Here is a 25,508-nt window from a genome sequence, read left to right as displayed (position 1 = left end):
GAGGAAACCAGATGAGTGATGACCGCAAGGAGCTCGCGTCCGCCGAGCGCCGGAATTTTCTTAAACTGACGGCAGCCGGTGGTTTTACCGCGGCAATGGTTGCGGGTGCGGGGGGTGTCCTGTGGTCATCCGATGCGGTGGCCCAGACAGCCAAAGAAGAACGCGACAGAGAAAAGGCAGCTGATCATGTCATGACGATCGCAACGGCCTATGTGCTCGGTGCATCGCGAAGCTACCCGATCATGCAGCTTGACCTGAAGGAAAACATCCAGAACGCCACCAATGGCAAGATCTATGTCAAACTTGCACCGGGCGGGCAGCTCGGAGCGGGCGGTGCCCTGGTGCAGAAAGTGCAGGGCGGGACCATTCAGGCCGCGCAGCATTCGCTGTCGAACTTCGCACCCTTTGCTTCAACCGTTGACCTGATCAACATGCCCTATCTGTGCGGCTCCAATCAGCGCTTCACCAATCTGGTGACGTCGGAGTTCTGGAACAATGAAGTGCACCCGAAGGTCGAGGCGAACGGTTTCAAAGCGCTGTTTTATGTCAACATCGATCCACGCGTCGTTGCCGTGCGCAAGGGCGGAGCGGGGGCTGTCCTGAGCCCCTCTGATCTCGATGGCGTAAAATTCCGTGTGCCCGGCTCCAAGATGCTGCAGCAATATTACCGTATGGTTGGCGCCAACCCGACGCCGGTCGCCTGGGGTGAGACGCCGTCCGCGATCAAGCAGGGTGTCGCCGATGCGCTCGATCCGTCAGTCGGCGCGCTTTACGTATTCGGCTTCAAGGACATTCTCAGCCATGTGACTTTCACACAGGCCGTGCCGGACAGTCAGGTCTATTCCTGTAATCTCGAGTGGTTCAACTCCATGCCGTCCGATGTGCAGGAAGGCATCATGTGGGGGTCTGAAATGACCGCGCACCAGAACCTTGCCAAGGTTCCGTCGGCCCGCGCCTACGCCATGGCCGAGCTTGCCAAGGCCGGTGTCGAGTTCCACAGCCTCAGCGCCGACCAGTTGGGCGAGTGGCAGGAAGCGGGCGGTTATCAGCGCTCCGAGTGGGATCCGTTCAAACTGGAGCTTGCCGGTTCCATGGAAGCTTTCGGCCAGATGGAGGAAGCTGCCGGGACACTCGGAAAATACTACGTTAACGACGCGTAGATAAGGGCGTCGGGCGCCGGTCTTGGCGCCCGACATCCCGCTTTCCCAACGCCAATGGAAGAGATGCTCTCGCGCGTGCAGCGAATTGCAGCGTGGTGCGCAAGAGTCCAGCGATCCGGCGGGCTGGGTTTACGGCAAAACGAGCAGAGGGGTGAGGCCTGGCTTCAAGAGAGGTCAAAGGTGCTCCAACGGGCAGTAAAATGGAAATACTCCGACGAATTGACCGCAATGCAGAGAGATGGTTGCTTCTCGTTTTCTACGTGATGCTGGTCATCACCATGGCAATCGAGGTTCTGCGCCGAGAGATATTTGCCTATTCCTCGATCTGGGGTGAGGAGATCGTCCGATATTCCTTTATTTACCTCGCCTGGATCGGTGCGGCGGCGGCCGTTAAGGAGCGCGCTCACATCCGGATTGATGTGATCATGCACTACCTCGGCCCGCGGCCTCGGGCGCTGCTCTACATCTTCGGCGATCTGGTGATGTTCTTCGTTGCGATTATCGCCCTCTACTGGTCCTACGAGGCCGTTCACATCTCCGCAAAATTCGGATCGGTCACGGACGGGCTGAGGATTTCCAAGGTCTGGTTCCTGATGGCCGTGCCGACCGGCTTTGCGCTGATCATCTGGCGGTTGATCCAGTCTCTCCATCGCGATTTTCGCTCTTTGCGGACAGGTCAGCCTGTCTACGAAGGCGACACGCTGTTTGATTGAGGAAACAGAACAATGCTCTGGAACAGTCTTAATCAGACCGTCGAACTTGGCTGGGACTTTTACCTGCCGGTCATTCTCTTCGTATCCCTGATCGCCCTCGCGGTACCCGTATGGGCGGCCATCGGCTCCGCTGCGATCCTGATGCTCGTCATGTCAGGCGATCTGCCCTTGAGCCTTGTCGGGGAGAGCCTCTTTACCGGCATTGATGCGTTTGCTCTGACAGCCGTGCCGCTCTTCATCCTGACCGGGGATGTTCTCGTTCGGACGGGATTATCGCGGAAATTTCTCGATGTTGCGGAGGCCTTGACCTGCTTTACAAAGGGCGGGTTCGGTTCGGCAACCGTCCTGGTCTGCGGCATGTTTGCCGCGATTTCCGGATCCGATGCTGCCGGCGCCGCAGCGGTTGGCCGCATGACGATCGCCCGTCTTGTCGAAAGCGGCTACCCGCGCCCCTACGCTTGTGCCCTCGTCGCGGCGGGTGCCTGTACCGGCATCCTGATACCGCCGTCGATCGCCTATATCATCATCGGCCTGGTGCTGGGAATCTCGGCGTCGACGCTGTTTCTCGCCGCCTTGATCCCGGGATTGGCGATCCTGTTTTCAATCCTGATCACCAATCTGATCGTCAATCGCATCTATGCCTATGAGGGCGGTGGCATGATGAGTTTCGGCGAATGGGCGGCAAATCTCGGCGTTGCGCTGAAATCCGGCTGGTACGCCTTCATTGTGCCTGGCATTATTTTCTACGGTATCTTCTCCGGCCGCCTGACGCCGACAGAGGCGGGTGCGACGGCGGTCGTTGTGACGATTGCGATGGGATTCATCCTGCGCACGCTGTCCTTTGCCGATTTTCCCGCGATGCTGGTGAGTTCGGCCAAGGTGAACGGCGTCATCCTGCCGATCATCGCCTTTTCGACCCCGCTTGCCGAAGCGTTGGCGATCATGGGTGTGCCGCAAGGTTTCGTTGGCGCGGTGACCGGGTTGACCGATGATCCGATGGTTCTGATCCTGCTGATGATCGGGATCCTGATTGCCGCAGGCTGCGTGATGGAGACGACGCCCAACATCGTCATTCTCGCACCCATCCTGAAGCCGCTTGCCGACAATATCGGCATGAACGAGATCCAGTTCTGCATCATGATGATCACCGCGCTTGGTGTCGGTTTCATCACGCCGCCTTTGGGGCTCAATCTCTTTGTGGTCTCGGGGATAACCGGGGAGTCCATCCTCAAGATTGCTGCCCGCGCCGTCCCATATGTCTTGTGCATGTTTGTTGTCGTGCTGTTGATCGCTTACATTCCCGCAATCTCGACAACACTTCTGCCGGACATCTACAAATAGGGCTTTGACTGGATGACACGCGAATACCTGAAGAAAGCAACACGCACTGCCAAGTCGGACGCGTCCGAAGTCCACCAGACGGTCGTCAATATCCTTACTGATATTGAAGCCAGCGGTGATGCCAAGGCGCTGGAATATGCGGCCAAATTCGACCGTTACGAAGGCAATGTGCTGCTGACGGCGCAAGAGATCGAAGCCGCCATTGCATCGGTTCCCGAAAGGTTGAAGGCGGATATCCGGTTTGCCCATGACAATGTTCGCAGGTTCGCCGAATTGCAGAAGGCAACCGTCGCCAATGTCGAGACGGAGATTTCTCCCGGATTCATCGCGGGCCAGAAAGCCATACCGGTGGATGCGGCGGGCTGTTACGTGCCCGGCGGGCGTTACAGCCACATAGCCAGCGCCATCATGACGGTGACAACAGCCAAGGTTGCCGGTTGCAAGCATATTACAGCCTGCTCACCGCCAAGGCCCGGTGTCGGTGTTGCCCCGGCGATTGTCTATGCCGCCCATATCTGTGGCGCGGATAAGATCCTCGCCATGGGCGGTGTCCAGGGCGTTGCGGCAATGACGTTCGGCCTGTTCGGTCTGCCCAAGGCCAATATCCTCGTCGGGCCCGGAAACCAGTTCGTCGCCGAGGCAAAGCGTATCCTGTTCGGCCGGGTCGGCATCGACATGATTGCCGGGCCGACAGACAGCCTGATCCTCGCCGATCAATCCGCCGACCCCCATATCGTGGCAACCGACCTCGTCAGCCAGGCCGAGCACGGCTACAACTCTCCCGTCTGGCTGGTTACCGACGACCGTGCCTTGGCCGAAAAGGTCATGGACTTCGTCCCCGGTCTCATCAACGAACTGCCGGATCTGAACCGTGAAAACGCGACGGCGGCATGGCGTGACTATGCGGAAGTGATCCTGTGCGCCGACCGCGAGGAGATGGCGGCGACATCCGACGAATACGCGCCGGAACATCTGACCGTTCAGGCGCAGGATCTCGATTGGTGGCTGGAGCGGCTGAGCTGTTATGGCTCGCTCTTCCTCGGCGAAGAGACAACCGTTTCCTATGGCGACAAGGCCGCGGGCACAAACCATGTCCTGCCGACCTCCGGCGCCGCGAGCTATACCGGTGGCCTGTCAGTGCATAAGTTCATGAAAATCGTCACCTGGCAGCGCGCCACCCGTGAAGGCTCCAGGCAGGTTGCCGAAGCGACCGCACGCATTTCACGGCTGGAAGGCATGGAAGGCCATGCCCGCGCCGCCGATGTCCGGCTGGCGAAGTATTTCCCCGGCGAAAATTTTGACCTTTCCGCCGATGGCTGAAGCTCCCGACCTCTTTGATCTTTCAGGAAAGGTCGCCTGCGTAACGGGCGCCAGTTCCGGTCTTGGCCGCAGGACGGCGCTTGTCCTGGCCGATGCCGGAGCACGGGTCGTCTGTGTTGCGCGGCGGACCGAAGCTTTGCAGGCGCTTGTCTCTGAAATCGGCAGTCAGGCAGCTGCGGTCACAGCGGACGTTGCGGATCTGAGCCGTATAGGAGCCCTCACGGCGGACATTTCCGCACCCTTCGACAGCCCCGATATCCTGATCCACGCCGCCGGGATAAACACCCGGCAGGCGGCCGATGACGTGACCGTGGAGGGCTGGGACGATACCCTGTCGCTCAACCTTTCAGCGCCGTTTTTCCTGAGCCAGGCCCTTGTACCTGCCATGAAGATTAAGGGCTGGGGGCGCATCGTCAATTTTGCCAGCCTCCAGTCAACGCGGGCGTTTCCCGGCGGCATCGCCTATGGCGCAAGCAAGGGCGGGATCGCCCAACTGACGCGCGCCATGGCCGAGGCCTGGTCCAGCCACGGCATCAACGTCAATGCCATCGGGCCGGGTTTTTTCCCGACAGAGCTCGCAAAGGCTGTTTTTGACGATCCGGCCCGGGCGGAACGAAATGCGGCCCAGACCTGTATTGGCCGGAATGGCCGGCTTGAGGATATCGACGGTCCCGTCCTTTTCTTGTGCTCCGATGCCTCCTGCTATGTCACCGGACAGGTGCTGATGGTTGATGGAGGCTTCACCGCAAAATGAGAGCGCTTGTTTATGACGGGGTGGAACAACTTGGCTATCGGGATGTCCCGGATGCCGAGCCGCCGCAGGACGAGCTTCTCATACGTGTTGAGGCGGTCGGCATTTGCGGTTCCGACATGCACGCCTATCTCGGACACGACGCGCGCCGTCCGGCCCCGCTGATCCTTGGTCATGAGGCAGCGGGTATCGTTACGGGCGGGGCCAAGGACGGGCTGCGGGTAACCGTCAATCCGCTGGTGACCTGCATGGCCTGCGATGCCTGCAGGGCAGGGCGGGAAAACATCTGCGAAAGCCGACAGATTATCTCCATGCCGCCGCGCGAAGGGGCCTTTGCGCAGTTCATTTCGATGCCGGAGCGAAACCTTGTACCGGTGCCGGATGCCGTGCCGCTTGAAAAGGCAGCGCTGGCGGAACCGTTGGCTGTCAGCTGGCATGCCGCCCGGCTCGCGATTGAGGCTTTGCATCCATCCATGGATCGAAAGGCGCTCGTCATCGGCGGCGGGGCAATCGGTTTGGCTGCGGCACTGGCACTTAGGGCGATGGGGGTGGAGGACATCACCATCGCAGAGCCGAACCCGAACCGCCGTGCCTTCCTGATCGAGCACTGTAATCAAAATGCGGTCGAGCAGGCAGGCGAGGCCTATGAGGTCGTTGTCGACGCCGTTGGCTACGTATCGACACGCGCGGCGGCCAGCGCGGCCGCGAAAGCCGGCGGCGTAATTGTTCATGTCGGTCTTGGCGAGGATACGGGCGGTCTCGATGTCCGCCGGATCACACTGCAGGAGATCACGTTCATTGGCACCTATACTTATACGGCCAAGGACTTTCGCGACACGACAGCCGCCATTTTTGATGGGCGGCTCGGTGCGCTGGATTGGGCCGAACAGCGGCCACTAACGGAAGGTTTTCAGGCCTTTAAGGATCTGCGGGCAGGGGCTGTTTCCTCGCCGAAGATCATCCTGAAGCCTTGGGCCTGAAGCAATCTCACAGGGGTAGAAGCAATGTATCAAAAAATCCTGGTTCCGATGGCGCTTGATCATGGGATCTCCCCGCAGACGCTGGCCGTTGCCAGAACCCTGGCGGCGGACACCGGACAGGTGACGGCGATGCATGTCTATGAAGCGCCGCAAGGGTCCGTCACCGCCTATCTGGATGCGGAGGCGGTCAATGAGGGTTTTGAAATGGCGCGGTCAAAATTGGCGGAGAAAACCAAAGACCTTGCCGGCGTGGAGACGGTCCTCATCAAGGGTCACACCTACCGGACCATTATCGACTATGCGACGGAACACGGCATTGATTGCATCGTTATCGGCTCCCACAAGCCGGGACTAGGCGACTATTTCCTCGGGTCAACCGCCGCCCGCGTCGTGCGCCATGCGCCCTGCGCCGTGCATGTGTGCCGCAGTTCGGACGCCTGAGATGTAAACGCAGCGCACCTGCTCGTTTGAGGGTCTCGCGCTTCCTGCCTCAATGCTGCTGCTTTGCACGGCGCGAGAACGCTGCGATCAGGACGACAATCGCCAGCACATAGGGAAGGGCCTCTGTGAACTGCTGCGGCAGGCCGAGCCCCTGAATGCGGAAGCCCAGCGCATCGACAAGCCCGAAAAGGATCGCTGCCGGAAAGATCCACGGCAGCCGCGCGCCGCACATCATCACGATGACCAGCGCGATCCAGCCGCGCCCGGCGCTCATGCCCTCGGTAAAGAGCGTCACATTGGAGATGGACAATTGCGCCCCGCCCAACGCGCACAGAATGCCGCAGGCGACCAGGGCGCCGGTTTTGACCCATTGCGGCGATATCCCGACACTGCGCAGGGCCGAAGCGTTCTGTCCCACAGCCCGCAGACGAAGGCCCGCCTTGTGATATTTCAGGAAATAATGAGTGGCAAACACCATGATGACCGCAAACCAGACCAGGATGGACTGGCCCGAAACCAGGCTGCCGAGAACCGGTATGTCCGCTATCGTTCCGAGATCGACCTTCGGGATCTCCACAATGCGTGGATCGTCGAACTGACCCTGCACACCGAAAAGGCCACGAAGCAGGAATGCTGTCAGGCCGACCGCCAGCACGTTGAGGCCGATACTGACGATGATGTCGTCACCACCGCGATGAACGCCAAAAAAGGCAAAAACCAGCCCTGTGGCCATGCCGGCGAGGACGGCGAGGCCAAGTCCACCGGTCCAGTCGCCCGCATAATAACAGCCAACAACGGCGGCGAACGCGCCGATCAGCATCATGCCTTCAAGGGCAATGTTGAAGACGCCGGCGCGCTCACAAAGGGCGGAGCCGATGGCTGCAAGAAGAACCGGCGTGAAAAAGCGCGGAATGGATTCGGCAATGGCGCTGTCAAAAAACATCCAATGATCCCCTAATGATCCTTCCCGACATTCGATGACAGGATCTTGCCGCTGACGCCCGCCAGGTACAGGACGATGACCGCCTGTACGATCTGGCCCATTTCGCGCGGGATGTCGGCGGACCGTTCCATGCCCACAGCGCCCGTTGCGAGCATGGCGAAAAAGAAAGCGGTGATCGGCGTAACCCATGGAATGATGGCGGCAAGCAGGACGGCCGCAACGCCCGTCCAGGCATAGAGCGGAATGGTCAGCATGCCGTCGATGTAACGCTGGTTCAGCCCGAAGACGGCCGTGTATCCGGTCATGCCGGCAATCGCCCCGCTGATCATCAGTGTCCGGTAGTAGAGCTTGCCGGTCGGATAGCCGGAGGTTCTGGCAAAGCCGAAACTGTAGCCTTGCATGCGGACCCGGTATCCGAAGACGGAGGTACGTTCCAGAAGGATGATCAGGATCGCCGTCGCACCGATCAAAAGGATGCCGTAGTCGAGGATTGTGCCCGGAAATCTCGGCAAGCGGGCCTCTGACATGATCTTGTGCGACTGGGTTGCTCCGCTTGCGACGTCCCGTAGCGGATGGGAGACGAAATAGGAGGCAATGAAGTGGGCGGGGTAGTTCAGCAAGAGTGAGCCGATCAGCAGCGGGACTTTTGCAACGCGATCGAGGACACCGGCGAGAACCGCCCATGACGCGCCTGCGGTCATGGCAGCCAGTACCGCCGCGACAGCGACGAGCAGGGGCGGTCCCGGCAGATAGACGCCGACAATGGCTGCCGTCAGCCCGCCCAGTACCAATTGGCCTTCGCCACCGATGTTCAAAAGCCCGGCACGGAACGAGACAAGCACCGCCATCGCCATGCCCAGAATGATCGAGTAGCGGCTCAGCGTGGAAAAGAAGTTGAAATTGTTGCGTCCGCCAAAGGCGCCATTGACGAAGCCGACAACGACGTCCCGGGTCTGCGGCAGCGCCAGCAGGATCAAAATTCCTGCACCGATGACAAGCAGCGGCACGAGCACGGCATTTCGTTGCGACCGGATCATGCAGCTTCCCCCATTGTGCCGGACATGGCCGCGCCCACGGCGAAGGCGTCGAGCTCCGAGCGGTCGAAGATACGATTCATCCGGCCCTCGAACATCACGCCCACCCGGTCGCTGAGCGCAAAGAGTTCCTCAAGATCATTGCTGATCAAAAGAACGGCCACACCATCGGCGGCAAGGTCGAGAATTTGCTGATGGATGAAGGAAATCGCGCCGACATCGATGCCCCAGCAGGGGTTTTCCACCACCAGAAACCTCGGTTTGGCTGACAGTTCGCGGGCAACGATGACCTTCTGCTGGTTCCCTCCCGACAGATTGCCGACTTGCTGTTGCGCACTTGGTGTGCGGATGTCGAAACTCTTCACAAGCTCGCGCGCAAACTGCCTGATCCGGCGTGCGCGCAAGAATCCGGAGGCGGAGAATTCCGGCCGGCCTTCGCGTCCTGATATCAGGTTTTCCGCAACCGATCCCCTTGCGGCCAGGCCCATGGCCATACGGTCTTCGGCCATGTAGCCAATACCGGCGGCGCGTCGCTGCGCCACGCTCATTGCCGAGATTGTGCGGTCCTGAAACGAAATTGTGCCGCCCGAGATTGTTTCGAGACCCACAATCGCGTTGACCAGCTCTTTCTGCCCGTTTCCGGAAACCCCGGCCACACCGAAAATCTCTCCTGCCCGCAAATCGAAGGAAACCGCATCAAGTGCAGGTTTGTCCGACAGTCCGGCAACGCTCACATCCTGGAGTGAAGCGACCACTTCGGCTCGCACGCCGCTGACTTTTTCAACGGCTTCGATCTGGCGTCCTACCATGAGTTCGGCAAGTTCATCCGGGTTGGTGTCCGCCGTCTGGCGCTCGGCAACCAGTTCGCCTTGGCGCATCACCAACACGCGCTCCGAATTGTCCATCACTTCACCCAGCTTGTGGGTGATCAGCACAACGGACTTTCCTTGGGCGCAGAGCTTTTTGAGCATCGTATAGAGAGCAAGGCTTTCCTGCGGGGTCAAAACCGCGGTAGGCTCATCGAGGATGACCGTCGACGCTCCACGAGAGAGCATTTTGACGATTTCCAACTGCTGGCGTGCATCGACCGGAAGGTCGGACACCTTGCGGTCCGGGTCCAGCGAAAAAGAGAACTCGCTGACCAGTTTTTTAAAGGCCTTTCTGCGGTCACGGAACGGGATGAGCCCGAGGCCGTTTGCGCCTTCATCGCCGACAAGGACATTCTCGAGAACCGTCAGATCTGGATAGAGCTTGAAATGCTGATGCACCATGCCGAAGCCGGCATCGATCGCGTCCCGTGCCGATTTGAGCTTTCGGGGTTTGCCGTCGATTTCAATATGGCCGGTATCAGGTTCCAGCAGGCCGAACAGGATGCTCATCGCGGTTGACTTGCCGGCACCGTTCTCGCCGACAATAGCAAGGAATTCACCCTTCCGGACGTCAAAACTGACATCCGAAAGGGCTTTCACATCCCCGAAGGACTTAGATATTCCGCTCAGCCTGCAGACCGCAGGCTGAGATGTACCGGCATCGTTCAACGGTTGACGCCTTTCATACCAGGCACCGATCAGTTCGCCGACAGCGGGTCGTTGACCTTGATGTCGCCGGAAATGATCTGGTCGGCGATGGCACGAACCTTGGCAACGGTCTCTGCCTCATCAGCGATCAGGCATCCGCTTGTTGCCAGATCGGCGTCTGAATCGAGGACAACCCCGCCAACGCCGTTCTCCGCCAGGCCGTAGGAGGCGAAGGTCTGCTTGGCCCCGCCCATGATGGCGTCGACCGACTGCATGATTGCCTGGTCGACGCGCTTGAGCGCCGCATCATACATCGTGCCGCCGGCCAGGTCGCAATGATTGGCATCGACGCCCATGATCTTGAAGCCCTCGCCGGGTGCTGCTTCGTAGATGCCGAAATTGCCCGCCGCCGCGGCGGCGTAGATGACATCGGCTCCGATTGCCTGCAGCGCCAGCGCTTGTTCCTTCGCGCGGACCGGATCGGAGAAGGGGTTCTGTCCGCCCACCCAGCGTACTTCGACCTCGATATCCGGCTTCACGTGCCGGGCACCATCGGCAAAACCGTCCGTAAAGCGGTGCAGGAACGGGATGTCGATGGCGCTGACGGCGCCAAGCTTGCCGCTTTCCGTCTGCATGGCGGCCATTGCGCCCATCAGGAACGATGCTTCGTGTTCACGGAAGACAGCGCAATGCAGGTTATCCGGACGTTCGCCGCTCGGGCAGGCATCGACAATCAGAAACTGCGTGTCAGGTGCAGTCGGCGCCACTTCGGACACCGGATCCACAGCGGAAAAGCTCAGGGCAACGATGAGATCCGCACCCTCGTTGGCCGCGGCATAAAGGTTTTCCAAAATGGCCTGTGGCGTGTCGCTTTCAATGGTTGAGGCTTTTGCGCCGTGTTTTTCGGCCGCAGCTTTCGTGCCGTCACGACCCATCACCAGAAACGGGTTGTTGCCGATCGGATTGGGTGAGACGTAGACAATGGATTTGTCTTCTGCGGTGGCTGTGCCGATCGTTCCGGCGAAAGCCATGCCAAGTGCCATCAGGCCTGTTGTCAGCTTGTTCATTCTGTTTGTCCCCTGTTATTTTTCTGGAGCTTGAGTTGAAAATTCAATGCGCCGCCACCGCATCAGCGAAAAGCATAGAGAACCTGTCATAGTCTACATCGGTCGTCACATCGACCAATTGGTCTTTTGACGCAGACGGGCGCCGGTCCGGGAGCATCTGCCCGCGGGTCAATGTGCCGGCGCATTCTATGTCGGCCGACAGGGTTTCATAAGTGCCAAGTTCCGGCAACTCGGCGAGGGCGACAGCCAGCGGATCATGCAGGCCGCAATAATCGGTGCCCGGATACATGCGTTCATAGGAGGCAAGATAAAAGCGCGAGGCCTCCATGGCTGCCTTGGCGGCAGGCCCGCCGCGCTTTTTGATTGCCTCGATATCCGTTGCGCTCAGCTTGGCGTGCATGGTCACGTCCATGCCGACAGCCACCAGCGATGCGCCCGATTGCAGCACGATGCGGGCGGCCTCGGGATCATTGTGGAAATTCGCATCCACCATGGGCGGTACCACCCCGCCGATGCCCGGATGGCTGAGCGTGCTGCCCATCATCACGATCTTGCGGAACTTGGTGGCGATATCCGGCGCCTTCATCAGTGCCTGCGCCACATTGGTCATAGGGCTGACGGCCAGTAAATAGAGTTCGCCGGGATATTTACGCGCCATCTCGATGAGCATGTCGGGCCCCCAAAGATCGACCGGACTGGAGGTCGCGGGAGGCATGTCAATGCCACCGAACCCGTTGTCTCCGTGTACAAAGGGTGCGCCGCCGTTGAACGGCTGCGTCAACGGACGCGACACGCCCGCAGCCACCGGAATGTCCGAGCGTCCGGCAAGTTCGAGCAATTGCAGCGAATTGCGGGTCGCCGTATCGACGTCGATATTTCCATAGGTGGTGGTAAGCGCTTCAAGCGAAATATCCTCACGTCCGAGAGCGTAAAGGATCGCCAATGCGTCATCGATGCCGGTGTCGACATCCAATATGATCCGGCATTTCTCACTCAAACCCCAACCCCCATACTGATTATGCCGATAAAGATCTCAATGGCGCATTCCTGGTAATGACCAACGACGCCAAAGTGAAAGATAAGCACTCTGGTGGTCACCTGTCAATGCATGTGACATTTGATCAACAATAGGAGGACTATGCCATTGTTGCAGGCGGCTACATGTGTGGTTCAATGTGGCGTATTGAGGAAAGCAACCACGGCCGCGTAGAACGCGACGGTAAGTGTTATACCCAAACCGAGCACGAGTGTTGCGACTTTATTTTTCTTTGAAAAAAGTGCGATCAATCCAACCAAAAAGCACAAAACCCAAATCAGGAATATGATTGTGGTCATCTGGCCAGGAAGGCCACTGACTTATTCTGTCACCGGTGCAATCAAGATCGGCTTTAAACTCTGACGTTCACATAACCCCAAGGTCATCCAAATGTAACAGATGAGCGGGCAACGCGGACATCCAGTCCGAGTTTTCAGCCGGCTTCCTCGATTTCTTTCAATCAACGCAATGTCTGGAAAAAATCTGGTCGGAGTGAGAGGATTTGAACCTCCGACCCCCTCGTCCCGAACGAGGTGCGCTACCAGGCTGCGCTACACTCCGACCCGGGCGGCTTCGCGCCGCCGATGCGGGCTGTAGGTAATCCGGAAACCGGTTCCCGTCAAGGGGAGATTGGGGTGCCGGCATCCGTTGTTTCACGGTGGTTTTTCAAGGAATGTTGATTGGCGCGCAGGCAGGGGTGTTGCCGGCCTGGATGATTGATCCGTCAGCCAGAATTTACATTGCCCGAAGCGCCGATAATCAGGCGTTCGACCGTCCTGGCATAATCTTCCATATCGTCGCGCTCGGCATCGAACCATTCCAGCGACCAGTTGAGGGCGCCAAGTGTCGCAAGGCGTATGTGACGGGCTTCTTCCGGACGTTCGCCGAGACCTGCAAGATCATCGATCAATCCCGTCCAGATATCTTCATAGGTGCGGCGAACAGTTCGCAGCTGCGACTGCACGGCTTCGGGTGTGTAAGGAAAGCATCTGATATGCGCCGAGGTGTAGCCGCCATCGCTCAGGATCGATTCCAGATGCGCGCGTATGGCGATCGAAACCCGTTGTTGCGGCGTCACTCCCGGTCCGGCCGCTTTGAGGTGCGCCGATACATTATCGGTCACCGCCTTGACCCCGATTGCCAGAACCTCGATGGCGAGCTGCTCCTTCGATGCAAAATGATAGTAGAGGCTGCCGGCTTTCATGCCCACCGCATTGGCAAGCTCGCGAAGCGACGTCGCGTCATAACCCTTTTGCTGGAAGAGCCTTGCGGCGGCGTCGAGAATATCACGCCGCGATCCGTTGCCACGGTTCTTCCGGCCGCTTCCCCGGGCCTGAGTATCAGTGGGATGTGCCTCGGATGACATGCGCTTTTCCCGTTTTGCCCTGCTTACAGATGTTTTTCCGTTTCATCCAGCACAGCTTGATTTCCCGGCCGGCGAAGACACGTGGAATATGATGATTTTGCAACCGGTTTCGGTGAAATCAGTTCGTTGCAGGTGCGGTGGGAGAGCATTTTTAAACACAGGTATTTGATGATAGGGCACACAAGATAAAACCTCTAAAATACTGCAAAATTTGAGAAAAATCAGCTTATTCTCAGTAAGAAAAAAAGTTATCAGGCGCGCGCAACTTCAGTTTGCAATTATCTATCCAAATTGTCATTCTGACTGGCAGTAAGTTTGTTGGGGGTAAAGGATGTCTGGTCGCGCGTATGGAGTGTCCGATGTCTGATGGTGCTGCGGCGGTGCTTGATGTCAAGGACCTCAGAACTGTCTTCGAGACGGGGCAGGGCACGATACACGCCGTCAATTCGGTCAGTTTTGATCTGAGGCCGGGCGAACTCCTTGGTGTTGTCGGCGAGAGCGGATCGGGCAAATCCGTTACCATGATGTCGCTGATCGGGCTTCTCGGCTCCACCTCGGCCGTCATCGAGGGCGAGCACGTGAATTTCGGCGGTATGGATCTGCTCAAGGTCGAGGAAGATGACCTGAGATCCGTCCGCGGCGCGGATATCGGGTTTATCTTCCAGGACCCGATGACCTCGCTGAATCCGGTCTTTACCGTCGGCTATCAACTGATGGAACCCTTGCGAAAGCACCGGGGCATGAGCCGGGCGCAGGCAAAACGGCGGGCAAAGGAGCTTCTCGAACTGGTCGGTATCGCCGATGCCGAAAAGCGGCTCTCCGACTATCCGCACCAGTTCTCCGGCGGCATGCGCCAGCGCGTGATGATCGCAATGGCGCTTTCCTGCGATCCCAAGATTCTCATTGCCGATGAACCGACGACCGCATTGGACGTCACCATCCAGGCGCAAATCCTCGATTTGATGAAGGAACTGCGCCACAAGCTCGGCATGGCGATCATCTGGATCACCCATGATCTGGGCGTCATTGCCGGGATCGCCGACCGTGTGATCGTGATGTATGGCGGTCAGGTGGTCGAGCAGGCGCCGGTCGCAGACCTGTTCAGCAATCCCCAGCATCCCTATACAAGGGCGTTGCTGCAGACCGTACCGAACATTCGGGGCGAACGGGCCGAACGCCTGCGGATGATTGAAGGTCAGCCGCCCATCCTCTTTTCCGCGCCCGATCACTGTACCTATTCCGCCCGTTGTGGCCATGCTTTCGGCCGGTGTCGGGTCTCCAGCCCCAAACGCATTCCCGTCGCTGATGGCCACGATGTTGCCTGTTTCTGGGACCCTGCGAGCGGAGGGCCGCGCGATGAGTGATGCAGCCGCCATGCCGCTTGTCCAGGTGCGCGGGCTGAAGATGCATTTCCCCATCTATGCGGGCGTGTTTCGCCGTCATGTCGGCGATATCAAGGCTGTTGACGATATCTCTCTCGATATCCACGAAAGTGAGACGCTGGGCCTTGTGGGGGAATCGGGTTGCGGCAAATCGACAGCCGGCCGGGCCGTGTTGAGGCTCTATGATATCACCGCCGGCTCCATCTCCGTCGACGGCACCGACATCAGCAATGTCGAGAAGGAAAAGCTGCGCCATCTGCGGCCCAAAATGCAGATGATCTTCCAGGATCCGCAGGCCAGCCTCAATCCCCGCATGACGGTTGCCGGCATTATTGGCGAGCCGCTTGTCGAACACATGTCTTTGTCGCGCAGCGAACGGCTGGAGCGGGTCTATGAGCTTATGGACGCCGTGGGTCTCAACCGCGCCTTCGCCAACCGCTATCCGCATGAGTTCTCGGGCGGACAGCGCCAGCGCATCGGCATTGCCCGCGCTCTCGCCCTCAATCCGAAATTTATCGTCTGCGACGAGCCGATCGCCGCGCTTGACGTTTCCATTCAGGCTCAAGTCGTCAACCTGCTGGAAGACCTGCAGGAGCGGTTCGGACTCACATATCTCTTCATCAGCCACGATCTGTCCATGGTCCGCCATATCGCCGACCGCGTTGCCGTCATGTATCTCGGCAAGATCGTCGAACTTGCGCCGCGCGACACACTCTACAGCGCTCCGGTCCATCCCTATACCCAGGCGCTGCTTTCGGCGGTGCCAGAGCCCGATCCCGTTCGCGAAGCCGAACGTCAGCACATCATCCTGACCGGCGATGTGCCTTCGCCGTCCAATGCGCCGCAAGGCTGCAATTTCTGCACCCGTTGCCCGATCGCCCAGGCGATCTGCCACGAGGTCGAACCGGAATTCCGCCAGTTGGAAACGGGCCACTACGCGGCCTGTCATCTGGTCGGTAACGACACCAAAAAGACCGGGGAACCAACCGCCGGCGAAGGGGTACCAGCATAACCTATAACAACAAGGAGGAAGACTTATGAAAGCAAGGGCACTTTTACTCGGCACGGCAGCCGCACTGGCTATCGTACCTGCCGCGCTCGCCGAGCGCGGCTCGGACGGCGAAGTCAAGATCATCTACTGGCAGGCTCCGTCAACCATGAACCCTTATCTGTCGGGCGGCACGAAGGAACTTGAGGCAGCCTCGCTGGTTGTCGAGCCGCTCGCCCGCTACGACCAGGACGGCAATATGGTGCCGTGGCTGGTGGATACCGTGCCAACGGTCGACAATGGCGGCGTATCGTCTGATTTGAAATCGATTACGTGGAAGCTCAAGGAGGGCCTCCTCTGGTCAGATGGCACACCTGTGACCTCTGCGGACATTGCCTTTACCTGGAAATATTGCGCCGACCCTGCCGGCGGTTGCGCGCAGAGTGAAAAATACAATGACGTCACCGATGTGAAGATCGTCGATGACCGCACCGTGACCGTCGAGTTCGGTGTTCCGAAACCATTCCCTTATGGCCCGTTCGTCGGCGCGCAGGCACCGGTTATTCAGGCCGCGCAGTTCGCTGACTGTCTCGGCGCCAAGGCACCGGAATGCACCGATGCCAATTTCGGCCCGATCGGAACCGGACCGTTCCGTGTGACCGATTTCCGTCCGAACGACGTCATTTCCATGGAAGCCAATCCGAACTATCGCGATCCGGCAAAGCCGGCTTTTGCCAGCGTGACATTCAAGGGTGGTGGCGATACTGCATCGGCTGCGCGCTCGGTCCTTGAAACAGGCGAGTTCGACTATGCCTGGAACATGCAGCTTGCCCCGGACGTCCTGTCCGCCATGGAGGCTGCCGGCAAGGGCAAGGTCGTGTCGGCTTTTGGAACGCTGGTTGAACGTATCATGATCAACCTGACGGATCCGAACCCGGCATTGGGCGATGAACGCTCGACCAAGAAACATCCGCATCCGTTCCTGTCGGATATCGCCGTTCGCCAGGCTCTGTCCATGGCAATCGACCGCGATCTGCTTGTGGAGATCGGGTACGGCACGGCCGGCCGCCCAAGCTGTAATGTTCTGCCCGCACCGGAAATCTACAAGTCCACGGCCAACGATGCCTGCCTCACGCAGGACGTTGAAGGCGCCATGAAGCTGCTTGACGATGCGGGCTGGGTTGTCGGTGGCGATGGTATCCGCGCCAAGGACGGCGTGCGTCTTTCCATCCTCTACCAGACGTCAACCAACGCCGTGCGTCAGGATTTCCAGGCTTTGATCAAGCAGTGGTGGGCCGATATCGGCATCGAAACCGAACTGCGCAACATCGATGCCTCAGTCTTCTTTGGCGGCGATCCGGGCAGCCCGGATACGTTCCAGAAGTTCTATGCGGACGTGGAGATGTACGCCAACAACTTCGACGGCACCGACCCGGAAGCCTATATGGCCAACTGGGAATGCAAACAGGCGCCGACGCCTGAAACCCAGTGGCAGGGCAACAACATGCCGCGCTACTGCACGGAAGAGTATGACGCACTCGTCGCCAAAATGGCTCAGACGGGCAAGCTTGAGGACCGTGCCGAACTGGCAAAAGCCATGAACGACAAGCTCATGCAGGAATACATCATCCTGCCGCTGGTAGACCGGGGCCGTGTCTCCGCCCACTCCAACGCCCTGGGCGGCGTCATCATGAATGTCTGGGATTCCGAACTCTGGAATGCCGCAGACTGGCATCGCACCAAGACCCAGTAATCGTTCGTAGCCGCTCCGGCTTGCCGGGGCGGCTGCCGACCTTCGATCTGAAACGTTGGTACGATGTTCAATTATACAATTCGCCGGCTTCTGCTGGCGATCCCGACGCTGATCGCCATCAGCCTGATCATATTCCTGCTTCTTGATCTGGCGCCGAGCGATCCGACAGCCAACCTGCCTCTGACCATCCCGCCGGAAGTGCGTGAGAAGATACGCCAGTCTCTTGGTCTCGGCGATCCGATCTACATTCGCTATCTCTTGTGGTGCAAGCAGTTCTTTATCAACGAACCGCTCAACATGCTCGAGCAATGGTTCGGATGGGGTTCGGGCGACCGGCTGCGCGTTCTGAGCTGGCAAACCCGCTCGCCTGTCGTCGATCTCATCGTCGAGCGCATGCCGCAAACCCTTTGGGTTGTTGGCATGTCCTACATTCTCGGCGTCCTCATCGCCATGCCGATCGGCATCATCTCGGCCTACCGGCAATATAGCTGGTTCGATCAGATCGGGACCTTCATCTCCATGGTCGGGTTTTCCGTGCCGACCTTCTTTACCGGGGTGCTGGTGATCGTCATCTTTTCGGTGTGGCTCGGCTGGTTCCCGTCGATCTACGACACCACTCACCAGGTGACCGACTGGTCGAGCTTCTGGTTCCAGGTCAAACAGATGATCATGCCGGTCTCGGTGCTGGCGCTCTTCAATGCGGCTCAGATCAGCCGTTTCATGCGCGCCTCGATGCTCGAAAATCTCAATCAGGACTACGTCCGGACCGCACGGGCCAAGGGCCTTCGCGAACGTTCGGTGGTGATGATCCACGTATTACGCAACTCGCTGATCCCCGTCGTAACCGTCATTGCGCTCGGTGTGCCGCAGATCTTCGGCGGCGCCATCATCACCGAGCAGGTCTTCAAGGTGAACGGCCTCGGCCAGCTCCTGATCATTTCCATTCAGGGCGGTGACCTGCCGACCGTGCAGACGCTGACTTTCATCTTCGCGGTGCTCATCATCCTGTTCAATCTCGTTGCCGATATTCTCTACGGCATTCTGGATCCGAGGATTCGCTATGACTGACGTGACGCCAGATTCACTCGCCGCCGCCCGTCCGCCGCAATCGCAATGGCGCAATGTGTGGGAACAGTTCCGCACCCATCGCGGCGCGGTCATCGGCATGGCGTTCTTCCTCTTCGTGGTGCTGGCCGTCACGCTCGGTCCGTTCATCTGGACCATTGACGCGCAATATATCGACATACGCGCCCGCAATCAGGGTCCGAGCTTTGCACATCCCTTCGGTACGGATCAGCTTGGCCGCGATACGCTCGCCCGCGTCCTGATGGGCGGGCAGGTCTCCATGGCGGTTGGCATTACCGCAATGCTCCTGGCTTTGTTCCTCGGCGCCGCTATCGGCGTCGTGGCCGGCTATTTCAAACGCCTTGATGGTCCGCTGATGCGTCTGACGGATCTGTTCCTGGCACTGCCGCTGCTCCCTCTTTTGCTTGTCATCATCATGCTCTTCCGCGACACGTTGCGCGCCGCCTTCGGACCGGAGACGGGTATCTTCATGCTGATCGTCTTCGTCATCGGCATCACATCATGGATGCAGACGGCACGCATCGTGCGCGGCGATGTCCTGGCGCTGAAAGAGCGGGAATTCGTGATTGCATCCCGATCCATCGGAACGCCCTCGCGCCGCATGATCCTGCGCCATATCCTGCCCAATGTTTTGTCACCCATCACTGTGTCGGCAACACTGGGGATCGCCAATGCGATCATCACCGAATCCGCATTGTCGTTCCTTGGCCTCGGCTTTCCGTCCGACTTTCCGACCTGGGGCAGGCTATTGTTCGATTCCACCGATTATCTGCAGCAATACCCGGAGCGGGTGTTGTGGCCGGGCCTTGCCATCTCTCTGACAGTGCTCAGCGTCAACTATATCGGTGACGGTCTGCGCGACGCGCTCGATCCGAGGATCAGGGGACGCTGACCCCCAATGTGGGGGATGGCCGTTCCTTAGCCGGGTTTCTAAGAATAAGGTTGGAGAGGCAGCCGTCTGCCTTTTGGTACGATCAGAAGCGAGCCCATGGAACAGCGTATCGCGGTCATCGATGATCACCGGCTTTTTGTCGCCGGGCTGGAACTGGTGCTTGCGCGGCTCGGCGACGAGGTTGTCGTTGAAAGCTTTACCGGTCCCGACCAGTTCCTCAGCGCCGTGTCGCAGGGCACGTCTTTCAGCCTCGCCATTCTGGATTTTTATATCCCCGGCTTCGAGGTAACCGAGACCCTGGCACAGATACGCGCCGTCAGCGCAGGCCTTCCCATCCTTGTTCTGAGTTCTTCGGTCAGTGTTGCCGACAGGGATATCGCCATTGCCGCCGGTGCTTCGGACTTTGTCCAGAAACATACCGCGCCGGACAAGCTGCTTTCCGTTATCCGGCAGACATTGTCGGGACCCGGCCAAGGCGGCAATGGTCAGTTGAGCGAGTTTTCCGTGCCGCAGATCAAGGGGCTGACACCCCGTCAGGTCGAGGTTCTGGCGCTGGTCAGCAAGGGATTTTCCAACAAGGAGATCGGGCGGCTTCTGGAGATATCTCCGGAAACGGTAAAGTCGCATCTGAAGGATATCTTCACGCGCTTTGGATTGCGTAACCGTGTCGAAGCAATTGAATTCACGCGGCAAATGGGCCTTGGCTAGACGGGCTCTTTGCGAACGAGCAGTGTTCCGATCGCCGCTATCAGCCTTGCCTCGCTGGCGGATTTTGGAAGGATTACAGGTGTGTCCGGACCCCGCAGTTCGCTGCGTGCGATGTCCGGACTGTTGGTCAAAACCAGTGTTCGCTGCGTTTCGGATAAATCCTTGCCGGCAAGGAATTGTGCAGCGGTGCCGGCATCGCCCAGATCATAATCCAGAATGACCACGTCGTGATTGGGCAAGGTGTCCTGCATAAGGTCGCGGATGGCGTCCTGGTCATTGATCATAGTCACCCGCGCACCGCTCTCTGACAGGCGCGCCCGCAGATGGCGAGCAAAGTCGGCGTCATCATCGACAACAAGAATATTCACGCCTTCCAGCCTTTGAGGCCCTTTCTGCTGTATTGAGGTGCCTGCCGGGATCGTCACGCCAAAGAGTGAGCCGTGTTGCAGTTTGCTTGAAACGCGCACCGAGCCGCCCATTGCCTCGGCAAGGTCGCGTACGATTGTCAGGCCAAGGCCGATATTGCCGGTGGTCTGCCCGCCGGCATTTGCCCTCCGATGATAGGCCCTGAAAACGGTTTCCACATCCTCTTCAGCAATTCCGGGACCGGTATCGCCGACACAGATTTCCAGGAGGCCGTTTGCCCTGCGGCGAACGCCGACAAGGATCTTGCCGGTTTCGCAATATTGCAGGCCATTATGAGCAAGGTTACGCAAGATGCGCTCCATGAAAGCCTGATCGGCAAGCGCGGTTGCACTTGTCTTGACGATGCGCAGGTCGAGACCTTTTTCTTCAGCCATCGGCCGGATTTCGTCTCCGACCTGTTCAAGCAGCGGCATGAGCGGGAAAGGGGCAAGTCGTGGTGTCGGCGTGCCGTTGTTGATCCAGGCCAGTTGCGCGACGCTTTCGATAATCGTATTGGCCGATCGTACGCAGCTTGTAGACGCATCGACGATTTTCCGGATTTGTTCGATGCCGAGCCGGGACAATTCGTCAAGAAAAAGCTGCAACGCGTTGATCGGTTGGCGAAGATCATGCGTGACGGAGCGCAGGAACTGCTCGCGCAGGGCTGCATCGGCCAGGCTGCGGCTGGCGCTCTGCTTCTCGTTGTCCAATGAAACCGCGAGGGCTTCGTGCGTTTCACGAAGATACATATTCAAACTGGCAACGCGCAGATGCTGGATATGGGCCGCATAGCCGACGCCGACCGAGATAAAGAATCCGAACACCAGAATTCCGGCATGCAGGCCCCAAAGCGGCGGTTGTTGCAAGATCAGGAAAATAAAGCTGGGCAGGAATAAAATACCCCTGCCGCAGAGAAGGACATTGATCAGCTTGGCAGACAAAGCTGCCGATGCGATGCCGGCGGCGATCAAAAGCAGGATGAGCGTTACGGTCCTGTCGAAATCGTCAATGCCGTAAAGCAGAAGCACGCCGCAGCCCCAGCCGGCCATGACGACGCTGTCCCCCAGCAGAACCAGCAGGTTCATTTTCGTCTCGGACCGGATAACCGTGTCCTCAGGCTGCATCAGGAGGTAGATCCACAACAGGATTGTGAAGGAGGACGCCCCGATCTGGATACCGAGAAAGATCATGGCATCCAGCGGGTCGATGCCTGAAGTAAGCAATATGACGCCAAAGAAGATCGCCATATTGAAGTTGACCAGAAGGGCGATCCAGCCCTCCCGGATGGCCGAGACGAGCAGCAACTGCCTGACCCGTTCTGGCGAGGCGGCTTGTGACACCAGAAGTACGTCGCTTGGCTGAAGTCTGGATAGGCTGTCTGTCATGTCACATGTTTGAGGTCAAAACACCGTTCAGTATCTAACGGCTGGACGCCGGTCTCCAGGCGCTCAGGCCGAAAAGGCGATGATAGACCAGCCAGAAGGCAAAGAGGTAGCAGGGAAACAGGATCGCCGCGCGGGCAATACGCACATAGGCCGTGATGGCCCATTTCTGACTGGCGCTGCCGATCGTATCGCCTCCGGGCAACAGGATCATGATGCTTTCGAATTGCGAGATCACGAGGCTGGATACAAGCGTGGCCGGGACGAAGAGGGCAAGGCCCCCGAGGATATAATGGGGGCCGGTGACAAGTCCGATCCGCCAGATCAAAGGGGCAAGAAGCACAGAGAGGATAAAGCCGACGCAAGCCGTATAGACGGCGCCTTTCCAAGCGGACAGGGAGAAGCCGAAGGCGAGCAGGATGTTATCCAGCAACAGGGCCAGAAGAAAAACCGTCAGACCTCCGCAGGCATGGCTGACAAGATAGGGCCGGAATGGAAACGGGTTGCCGTCGGACGCAGTCGTGTCCGCCTTGTCGGTCATTTGATTATCTGTTCCGCTCATGGACAGCCCTTCGGTTGAATCGTGGCCGTACAGTTCCACAAAACGCCCTTTTTACAAACGGTATCAATGTCCGAGGATTTGATCACGCCATATTTCGGAGCTGCCCGCTTGCGCAGCTTCAGGACGGCATTTCGCGCCGCCAGATCCCGCGAGGTTGCAGCTCCCGTCGATGTGTACTGACCGGGTTTGCAGTCCGGTGCTGCCTTGGTGAATTCCGGGGTGGCTATAAATGCCGCCAATACTATTGCCGCGATCGTCCCGGTCCTTGACTGTTTCTCAGTTAACATTGCGCCTGTTCCCACCATCTTTGGATGGTCAATTTTTACAGGCCTCCATCATGATCGGCACCCCCTCACATGGGGGATTCTTCATCCTCGCAAGCGCTGACATCCTTTTCCGGCAAACTGATGAGGAGACCGAACATGACCAGGAAAACCTTACTCACAATGGCCGCTGCCGCCTTTGTTTCCGGCAGCCTTGCCGGCGCCTTGACGGATGATCTCTTGTCGCCATCCAAGGCCCAGGCCTCCGGATTTACGTCAAGCAGCTTCAAGGCGACATGCGTCTCGGGCTTTAAGCGTTTCGGAAAGAAGACCGTCAATATGTCAGGTGTGCCGGTCATTGTGCGCTACAAGTGCCGGACGGCCTGGATACAGTGCCCCAATTTTCCCAATGCCGATACGACCGTCCTTGACGTGGATATCAAGCGCCAGGGCAGTGGTGACGACAATCCGAGAACCCGGATCGTCTACACCTGCAAGGGCCAGGACATAGCGGGCTGAGGCGGGGAGACGGATGATGGGTTACACAATCTCATTGAAGGGTCGCGGTGCCGCGGCCCGCGAATCAACCGGATTCTTAGGTCATTGGCCAAAGCGTGGCGGAAAGTTTCTTGCATACGTCGCCGTCCTTGCTTTGCTGAACGGTGCGACGGCAGGACAATCGCTCGCTGAAGACAATGCCAGGGTCAAGGGGAAACGTTTTAACGTCTCCCATGTGAATACGATCCGCGTCATTTCATCCAGCGGAGAACGCTGGGACTCAATCGCCGGAGGTAATGTCATCTTCTCGGTCAACGCCAAAATCGACCTCGAGCGGCGCGGCTACATCCTCAATGCCGGCATGTTCCTGGGCCAGTGCAACAGCACTGTTTGCGGGAACCATCCGCTGCTGGCATCCTGGTGGGGTGGTGTTGATAATGAGTGGAGCTACAAAGGGCAGGCCGTATTCGATGCCTCCAAGATACCGAACACCACCAGTAGCGGGATTGCGGTGGTTCCGTTCGGAGATCAGATCATCAACGCGTGTAACCAGTACCTTGATCGGGGTCCGAGGGTGCGCAGGCAGTTCACCTGGCCTTACCAGCTCACCCTCAGCGCCAACAGCCGCAAGCGCAATGTCAACGAGTTCATTTCTGCATCCGGCCCGCGGGACGACTTTGCCGGCGGCGATGTCAATGCGCACAAGGAGGTGCGCTTCAACGTGGAGTGCGTGCCTTATCCGTCCATGGAACCGGACGCCGAACCGGTGGAAGTCAAGCTGGATGTCGAGCCGCGGGGAGGCAATGCCTGTCCTCGCAAGACAACCATCAAGACACGGATTGTCTACCATCGCCCGGCAACTGCGAAGTTTGATATCATCCGCAATGCGAAGGTCCTGAAAACAGTCGAGATCAAGGCAAGACATGTTCCGATCTCGCACGGACCGGACCAATGGGAGATCAACCGGCAGGACGTTGTCGAGGCAAAGGCCGGCGGCAACCAGTTCCGCATCAAGGTCCATGGCGGCGGCCTGAGCGGCATGAAAGTGGTGAATATCGAGTGCGTGCCCTTCGAGATCTATTTCTCCGACCTGAAATACAATGTGGCCGATGTCGGTCAATGCCCGAAGAAGGTCTGGGAAACCGCCACATTCACCACCAGTGGTCCCGGCAAGGCGACCTATCAGATCGTTCGAAAGAACGGCAAGGTCGTCTATGAGAAGGAGCTCGAGACGATCCTCAAAAACGGCCAGTACAAGCTGGTGGGCCAGAGGGTGCTGAATGTCGGCTACGATATGGAGCGCAGCTTCAAGGCGCAGATCAAGGGATCGAGCGGCATCCGCTCCAAATGGGCCAAGGTGAAAGTCTCCTGTCCCAAGCGGACAAACCCGGGCTCGGGCGCCAAAGCCGATAAGAAAAGCGGGGCCAAAGCAGAAACCGCGGGTCAGAGTACGTCCGCCGGCAGCAGTGCCGCGCCAAAACGGACAAACCCGATTGTCTGCAAGGGCGGCAAGGTGAAGAAAGGCAAATGCATCTGCCCCAAAAACACCAAGCGCAAGAAGGTCAAGGCGTCGCGGTTTGTATGCAATCCGGTGAAGAAGAAACCGGCGCGCGCCAACCCCGCGGTCAGGACCAATCCGAAAATGATCTGCAAGGGCGGCAAGATCCGGAAGGGAAAATGCAAATGCGGCAAGAACAAAAAGATCAAGAAGGTCGGCGCAAACAGATACCGGTGCGTCGCCAAATAGAAGTTGCCGCTTGAGATGATGGCTGGGGCGGCTGGATTCGAACCAGCGCATGGCGGTACCAAAAACCGCTGCCTTACCGCTTGGCTACGCCCCAGCAGGGTTGCACCGAACCGACGCAACCGGACCCTGCACTAACCATTTCAAACCGGAATTTCAAGCGTTGAGATGTCAAA

At 58.6% G+C, this 25,508-nt stretch carries 23 protein-coding genes and 2 tRNA genes; 15 read left to right on the top strand and 10 right to left on the bottom strand.

The features are described from left to right. Positions 1 to 11 precede the first annotated feature (11 nt). The 7 genes from OQ273_RS12530 to OQ273_RS12500 all read left to right on the top strand — a co-directional run bounded on the left by OQ273_RS12530 (position 12) and on the right by OQ273_RS12500 (position 6,706). Positions 12 to 1,160 (top strand): TRAP transporter substrate-binding protein, encoded by a 1,149-nt coding sequence (locus OQ273_RS12530; RefSeq protein WP_267990838.1) that lies wholly within the window; start codon positions 12 to 14, stop codon positions 1,158 to 1,160. A 200-nt stretch (positions 1,161 to 1,360) separates the two neighbouring features. Then, positions 1,361 to 1,873: a TRAP transporter small permease gene (locus OQ273_RS12525; protein ID WP_267990837.1), complete on the top strand. Its 513-nt coding sequence runs from the start codon at positions 1,361 to 1,363 to the stop codon at positions 1,871 to 1,873. A gap of 12 nt (positions 1,874 to 1,885) precedes the next feature. Further along, positions 1,886 to 3,214, top strand: a complete 1,329-nt coding sequence (locus OQ273_RS12520; RefSeq protein WP_267990836.1) for a TRAP transporter large permease — start codon at positions 1,886 to 1,888, stop codon at positions 3,212 to 3,214. A gap of 12 nt (positions 3,215 to 3,226) precedes the next feature. Then, complete coding sequence (hisD, locus tag OQ273_RS12515; RefSeq protein WP_267990835.1) at positions 3,227 to 4,534, top strand: histidinol dehydrogenase; 1,308 nt, start codon at positions 3,227 to 3,229, stop codon at positions 4,532 to 4,534. Continuing rightward, positions 4,527 to 5,288 (top strand): SDR family NAD(P)-dependent oxidoreductase, encoded by a 762-nt coding sequence (locus OQ273_RS12510; RefSeq protein ID WP_267990834.1) that lies wholly within the window; start codon positions 4,527 to 4,529, stop codon positions 5,286 to 5,288. Before hisD ends, OQ273_RS12510 begins: the two co-directional genes overlap by 8 nt. Further along, positions 5,285 to 6,265: an alcohol dehydrogenase catalytic domain-containing protein gene (locus OQ273_RS12505; protein ID WP_267990833.1), complete on the top strand. Its 981-nt coding sequence runs from the start codon at positions 5,285 to 5,287 to the stop codon at positions 6,263 to 6,265. The genes OQ273_RS12510 and OQ273_RS12505 overlap by 4 nt, the downstream gene beginning before the upstream one ends. A gap of 24 nt (positions 6,266 to 6,289) precedes the next feature. After that, positions 6,290 to 6,706, top strand: coding sequence for a universal stress protein (locus tag OQ273_RS12500; RefSeq protein WP_267990832.1), 417 nt, complete (start codon positions 6,290 to 6,292; stop codon positions 6,704 to 6,706). 49 nt (positions 6,707 to 6,755) lie between these two features. On the opposite strand, the gene OQ273_RS12495 is transcribed toward OQ273_RS12500, so the two are convergent. From OQ273_RS12495 to OQ273_RS12465, 7 genes are all read right to left on the bottom strand, one after another. Next, complete coding sequence (locus tag OQ273_RS12495; protein WP_267990831.1) at positions 6,756 to 7,649, bottom strand: ABC transporter permease; 894 nt, start codon at positions 7,647 to 7,649, stop codon at positions 6,756 to 6,758. An 11-nt stretch (positions 7,650 to 7,660) separates the two neighbouring features. After that, a complete protein-coding gene (locus OQ273_RS12490; RefSeq protein WP_267990830.1) occupies positions 7,661 to 8,686 on the bottom strand; it encodes an ABC transporter permease in 1,026 nt (341 codons plus the stop codon). Beyond that, positions 8,683 to 10,221 carry an ABC transporter ATP-binding protein gene (locus OQ273_RS12485; RefSeq protein ID WP_267990829.1) on the bottom strand — a complete coding sequence of 513 codons (1,539 nt, stop codon included), beginning with the start codon at positions 10,219 to 10,221 and terminating at the stop codon, positions 8,683 to 8,685. The genes OQ273_RS12490 and OQ273_RS12485 overlap by 4 nt, the downstream gene beginning before the upstream one ends. Positions 10,222 to 10,250: 29 nt before the next feature. Further along, complete coding sequence (locus OQ273_RS12480; RefSeq protein WP_267990828.1) at positions 10,251 to 11,267, bottom strand: BMP family lipoprotein; 1,017 nt, start codon at positions 11,265 to 11,267, stop codon at positions 10,251 to 10,253. Positions 11,268 to 11,310: 43 nt separating this feature from the next. Continuing rightward, a complete protein-coding gene (locus OQ273_RS12475; RefSeq protein ID WP_267990827.1) occupies positions 11,311 to 12,264 on the bottom strand; it encodes a nucleoside hydrolase in 954 nt (317 codons plus the stop codon). A 523-nt stretch (positions 12,265 to 12,787) separates the two neighbouring features. Further along, positions 12,788 to 12,864: transfer RNA gene (locus OQ273_RS12470), tRNA-Pro, on the bottom strand. 163 nt (positions 12,865 to 13,027) lie between these two features. Further along, positions 13,028 to 13,669, bottom strand: a complete 642-nt coding sequence (locus OQ273_RS12465) for a TetR/AcrR family transcriptional regulator (RefSeq protein WP_267990826.1) — start codon at positions 13,667 to 13,669, stop codon at positions 13,028 to 13,030. A gap of 359 nt (positions 13,670 to 14,028) precedes the next feature. Here OQ273_RS12465 and OQ273_RS12460 point away from each other — a divergent pair, with 359 nt between their 5' ends. From OQ273_RS12460 to OQ273_RS12435, 6 genes are all read left to right on the top strand, one after another. Beyond that, positions 14,029 to 15,033: an ABC transporter ATP-binding protein gene (locus OQ273_RS12460; protein ID WP_267990825.1), complete on the top strand. Its 1,005-nt coding sequence runs from the start codon at positions 14,029 to 14,031 to the stop codon at positions 15,031 to 15,033. Further along, the gene (locus OQ273_RS12455; protein WP_267990824.1) at positions 15,026 to 16,063 is read left to right on the top strand and encodes an ABC transporter ATP-binding protein; all 1,038 of its coding nucleotides are present in this window, start codon (positions 15,026 to 15,028) and stop codon (positions 16,061 to 16,063) included. The genes OQ273_RS12460 and OQ273_RS12455 overlap by 8 nt, the downstream gene beginning before the upstream one ends. Positions 16,064 to 16,088: 25 nt before the next feature. After that, entirely contained in the window at positions 16,089 to 17,792 is a 1,704-nt protein-coding gene (locus tag OQ273_RS12450) for a peptide ABC transporter substrate-binding protein (protein WP_267990823.1), read from the top strand. A 63-nt stretch (positions 17,793 to 17,855) separates the two neighbouring features. Then, complete coding sequence (locus tag OQ273_RS12445; protein ID WP_267990822.1) at positions 17,856 to 18,860, top strand: ABC transporter permease; 1,005 nt, start codon at positions 17,856 to 17,858, stop codon at positions 18,858 to 18,860. After that, entirely contained in the window at positions 18,853 to 19,770 is a 918-nt protein-coding gene (locus OQ273_RS12440) for an ABC transporter permease (RefSeq protein WP_267990821.1), read from the top strand. The genes OQ273_RS12445 and OQ273_RS12440 overlap by 8 nt, the downstream gene beginning before the upstream one ends. Before the next feature lie 96 nt (positions 19,771 to 19,866). Continuing rightward, positions 19,867 to 20,478, top strand: a complete 612-nt coding sequence (locus tag OQ273_RS12435) for a LuxR C-terminal-related transcriptional regulator (protein WP_267990820.1) — start codon at positions 19,867 to 19,869, stop codon at positions 20,476 to 20,478. Here OQ273_RS12435 and OQ273_RS12430 read toward each other — a convergent pair. Continuing rightward, positions 20,475 to 22,268, bottom strand: coding sequence for an ATP-binding protein (locus OQ273_RS12430; protein ID WP_267990819.1), 1,794 nt, complete (start codon positions 22,266 to 22,268; stop codon positions 20,475 to 20,477). The two genes, OQ273_RS12435 and OQ273_RS12430, sit on opposite strands and share 4 nt — an antisense overlap. Positions 22,269 to 22,302: 34 nt before the next feature. Next, positions 22,303 to 22,827: a hypothetical protein gene (locus OQ273_RS12425; RefSeq protein ID WP_267990818.1), complete on the bottom strand. Its 525-nt coding sequence runs from the start codon at positions 22,825 to 22,827 to the stop codon at positions 22,303 to 22,305. A gap of 422 nt (positions 22,828 to 23,249) precedes the next feature. Here OQ273_RS12425 and OQ273_RS12420 point away from each other — a divergent pair, with 422 nt between their 5' ends. Both OQ273_RS12420 and OQ273_RS12415 read left to right on the top strand, forming a co-directional pair. After that, complete coding sequence (locus OQ273_RS12420) at positions 23,250 to 23,609, top strand: hypothetical protein (protein ID WP_267990817.1); 360 nt, start codon at positions 23,250 to 23,252, stop codon at positions 23,607 to 23,609. A 16-nt stretch (positions 23,610 to 23,625) separates the two neighbouring features. Beyond that, positions 23,626 to 25,335, top strand: coding sequence for a hypothetical protein (locus OQ273_RS12415; protein ID WP_267990816.1), 1,710 nt, complete (start codon positions 23,626 to 23,628; stop codon positions 25,333 to 25,335). A 19-nt stretch (positions 25,336 to 25,354) separates the two neighbouring features. On the opposite strand, the gene OQ273_RS12410 is transcribed toward OQ273_RS12415, so the two are convergent. Further along, a tRNA-Gln gene (locus OQ273_RS12410) sits at positions 25,355 to 25,429 on the bottom strand. Between the last annotated feature and the right edge of the window lie 79 nt (positions 25,430 to 25,508).

Source organism: Hoeflea prorocentri (assembly GCF_027944115.1).
In the GTDB taxonomy this organism is placed as follows: domain Bacteria; phylum Pseudomonadota; class Alphaproteobacteria; order Rhizobiales; family Rhizobiaceae; genus Hoeflea_A; species Hoeflea_A prorocentri.
Note: the sequence above shows the minus strand (reverse complement) of the source record. Positions and strands in the feature narration are given on the sequence as shown.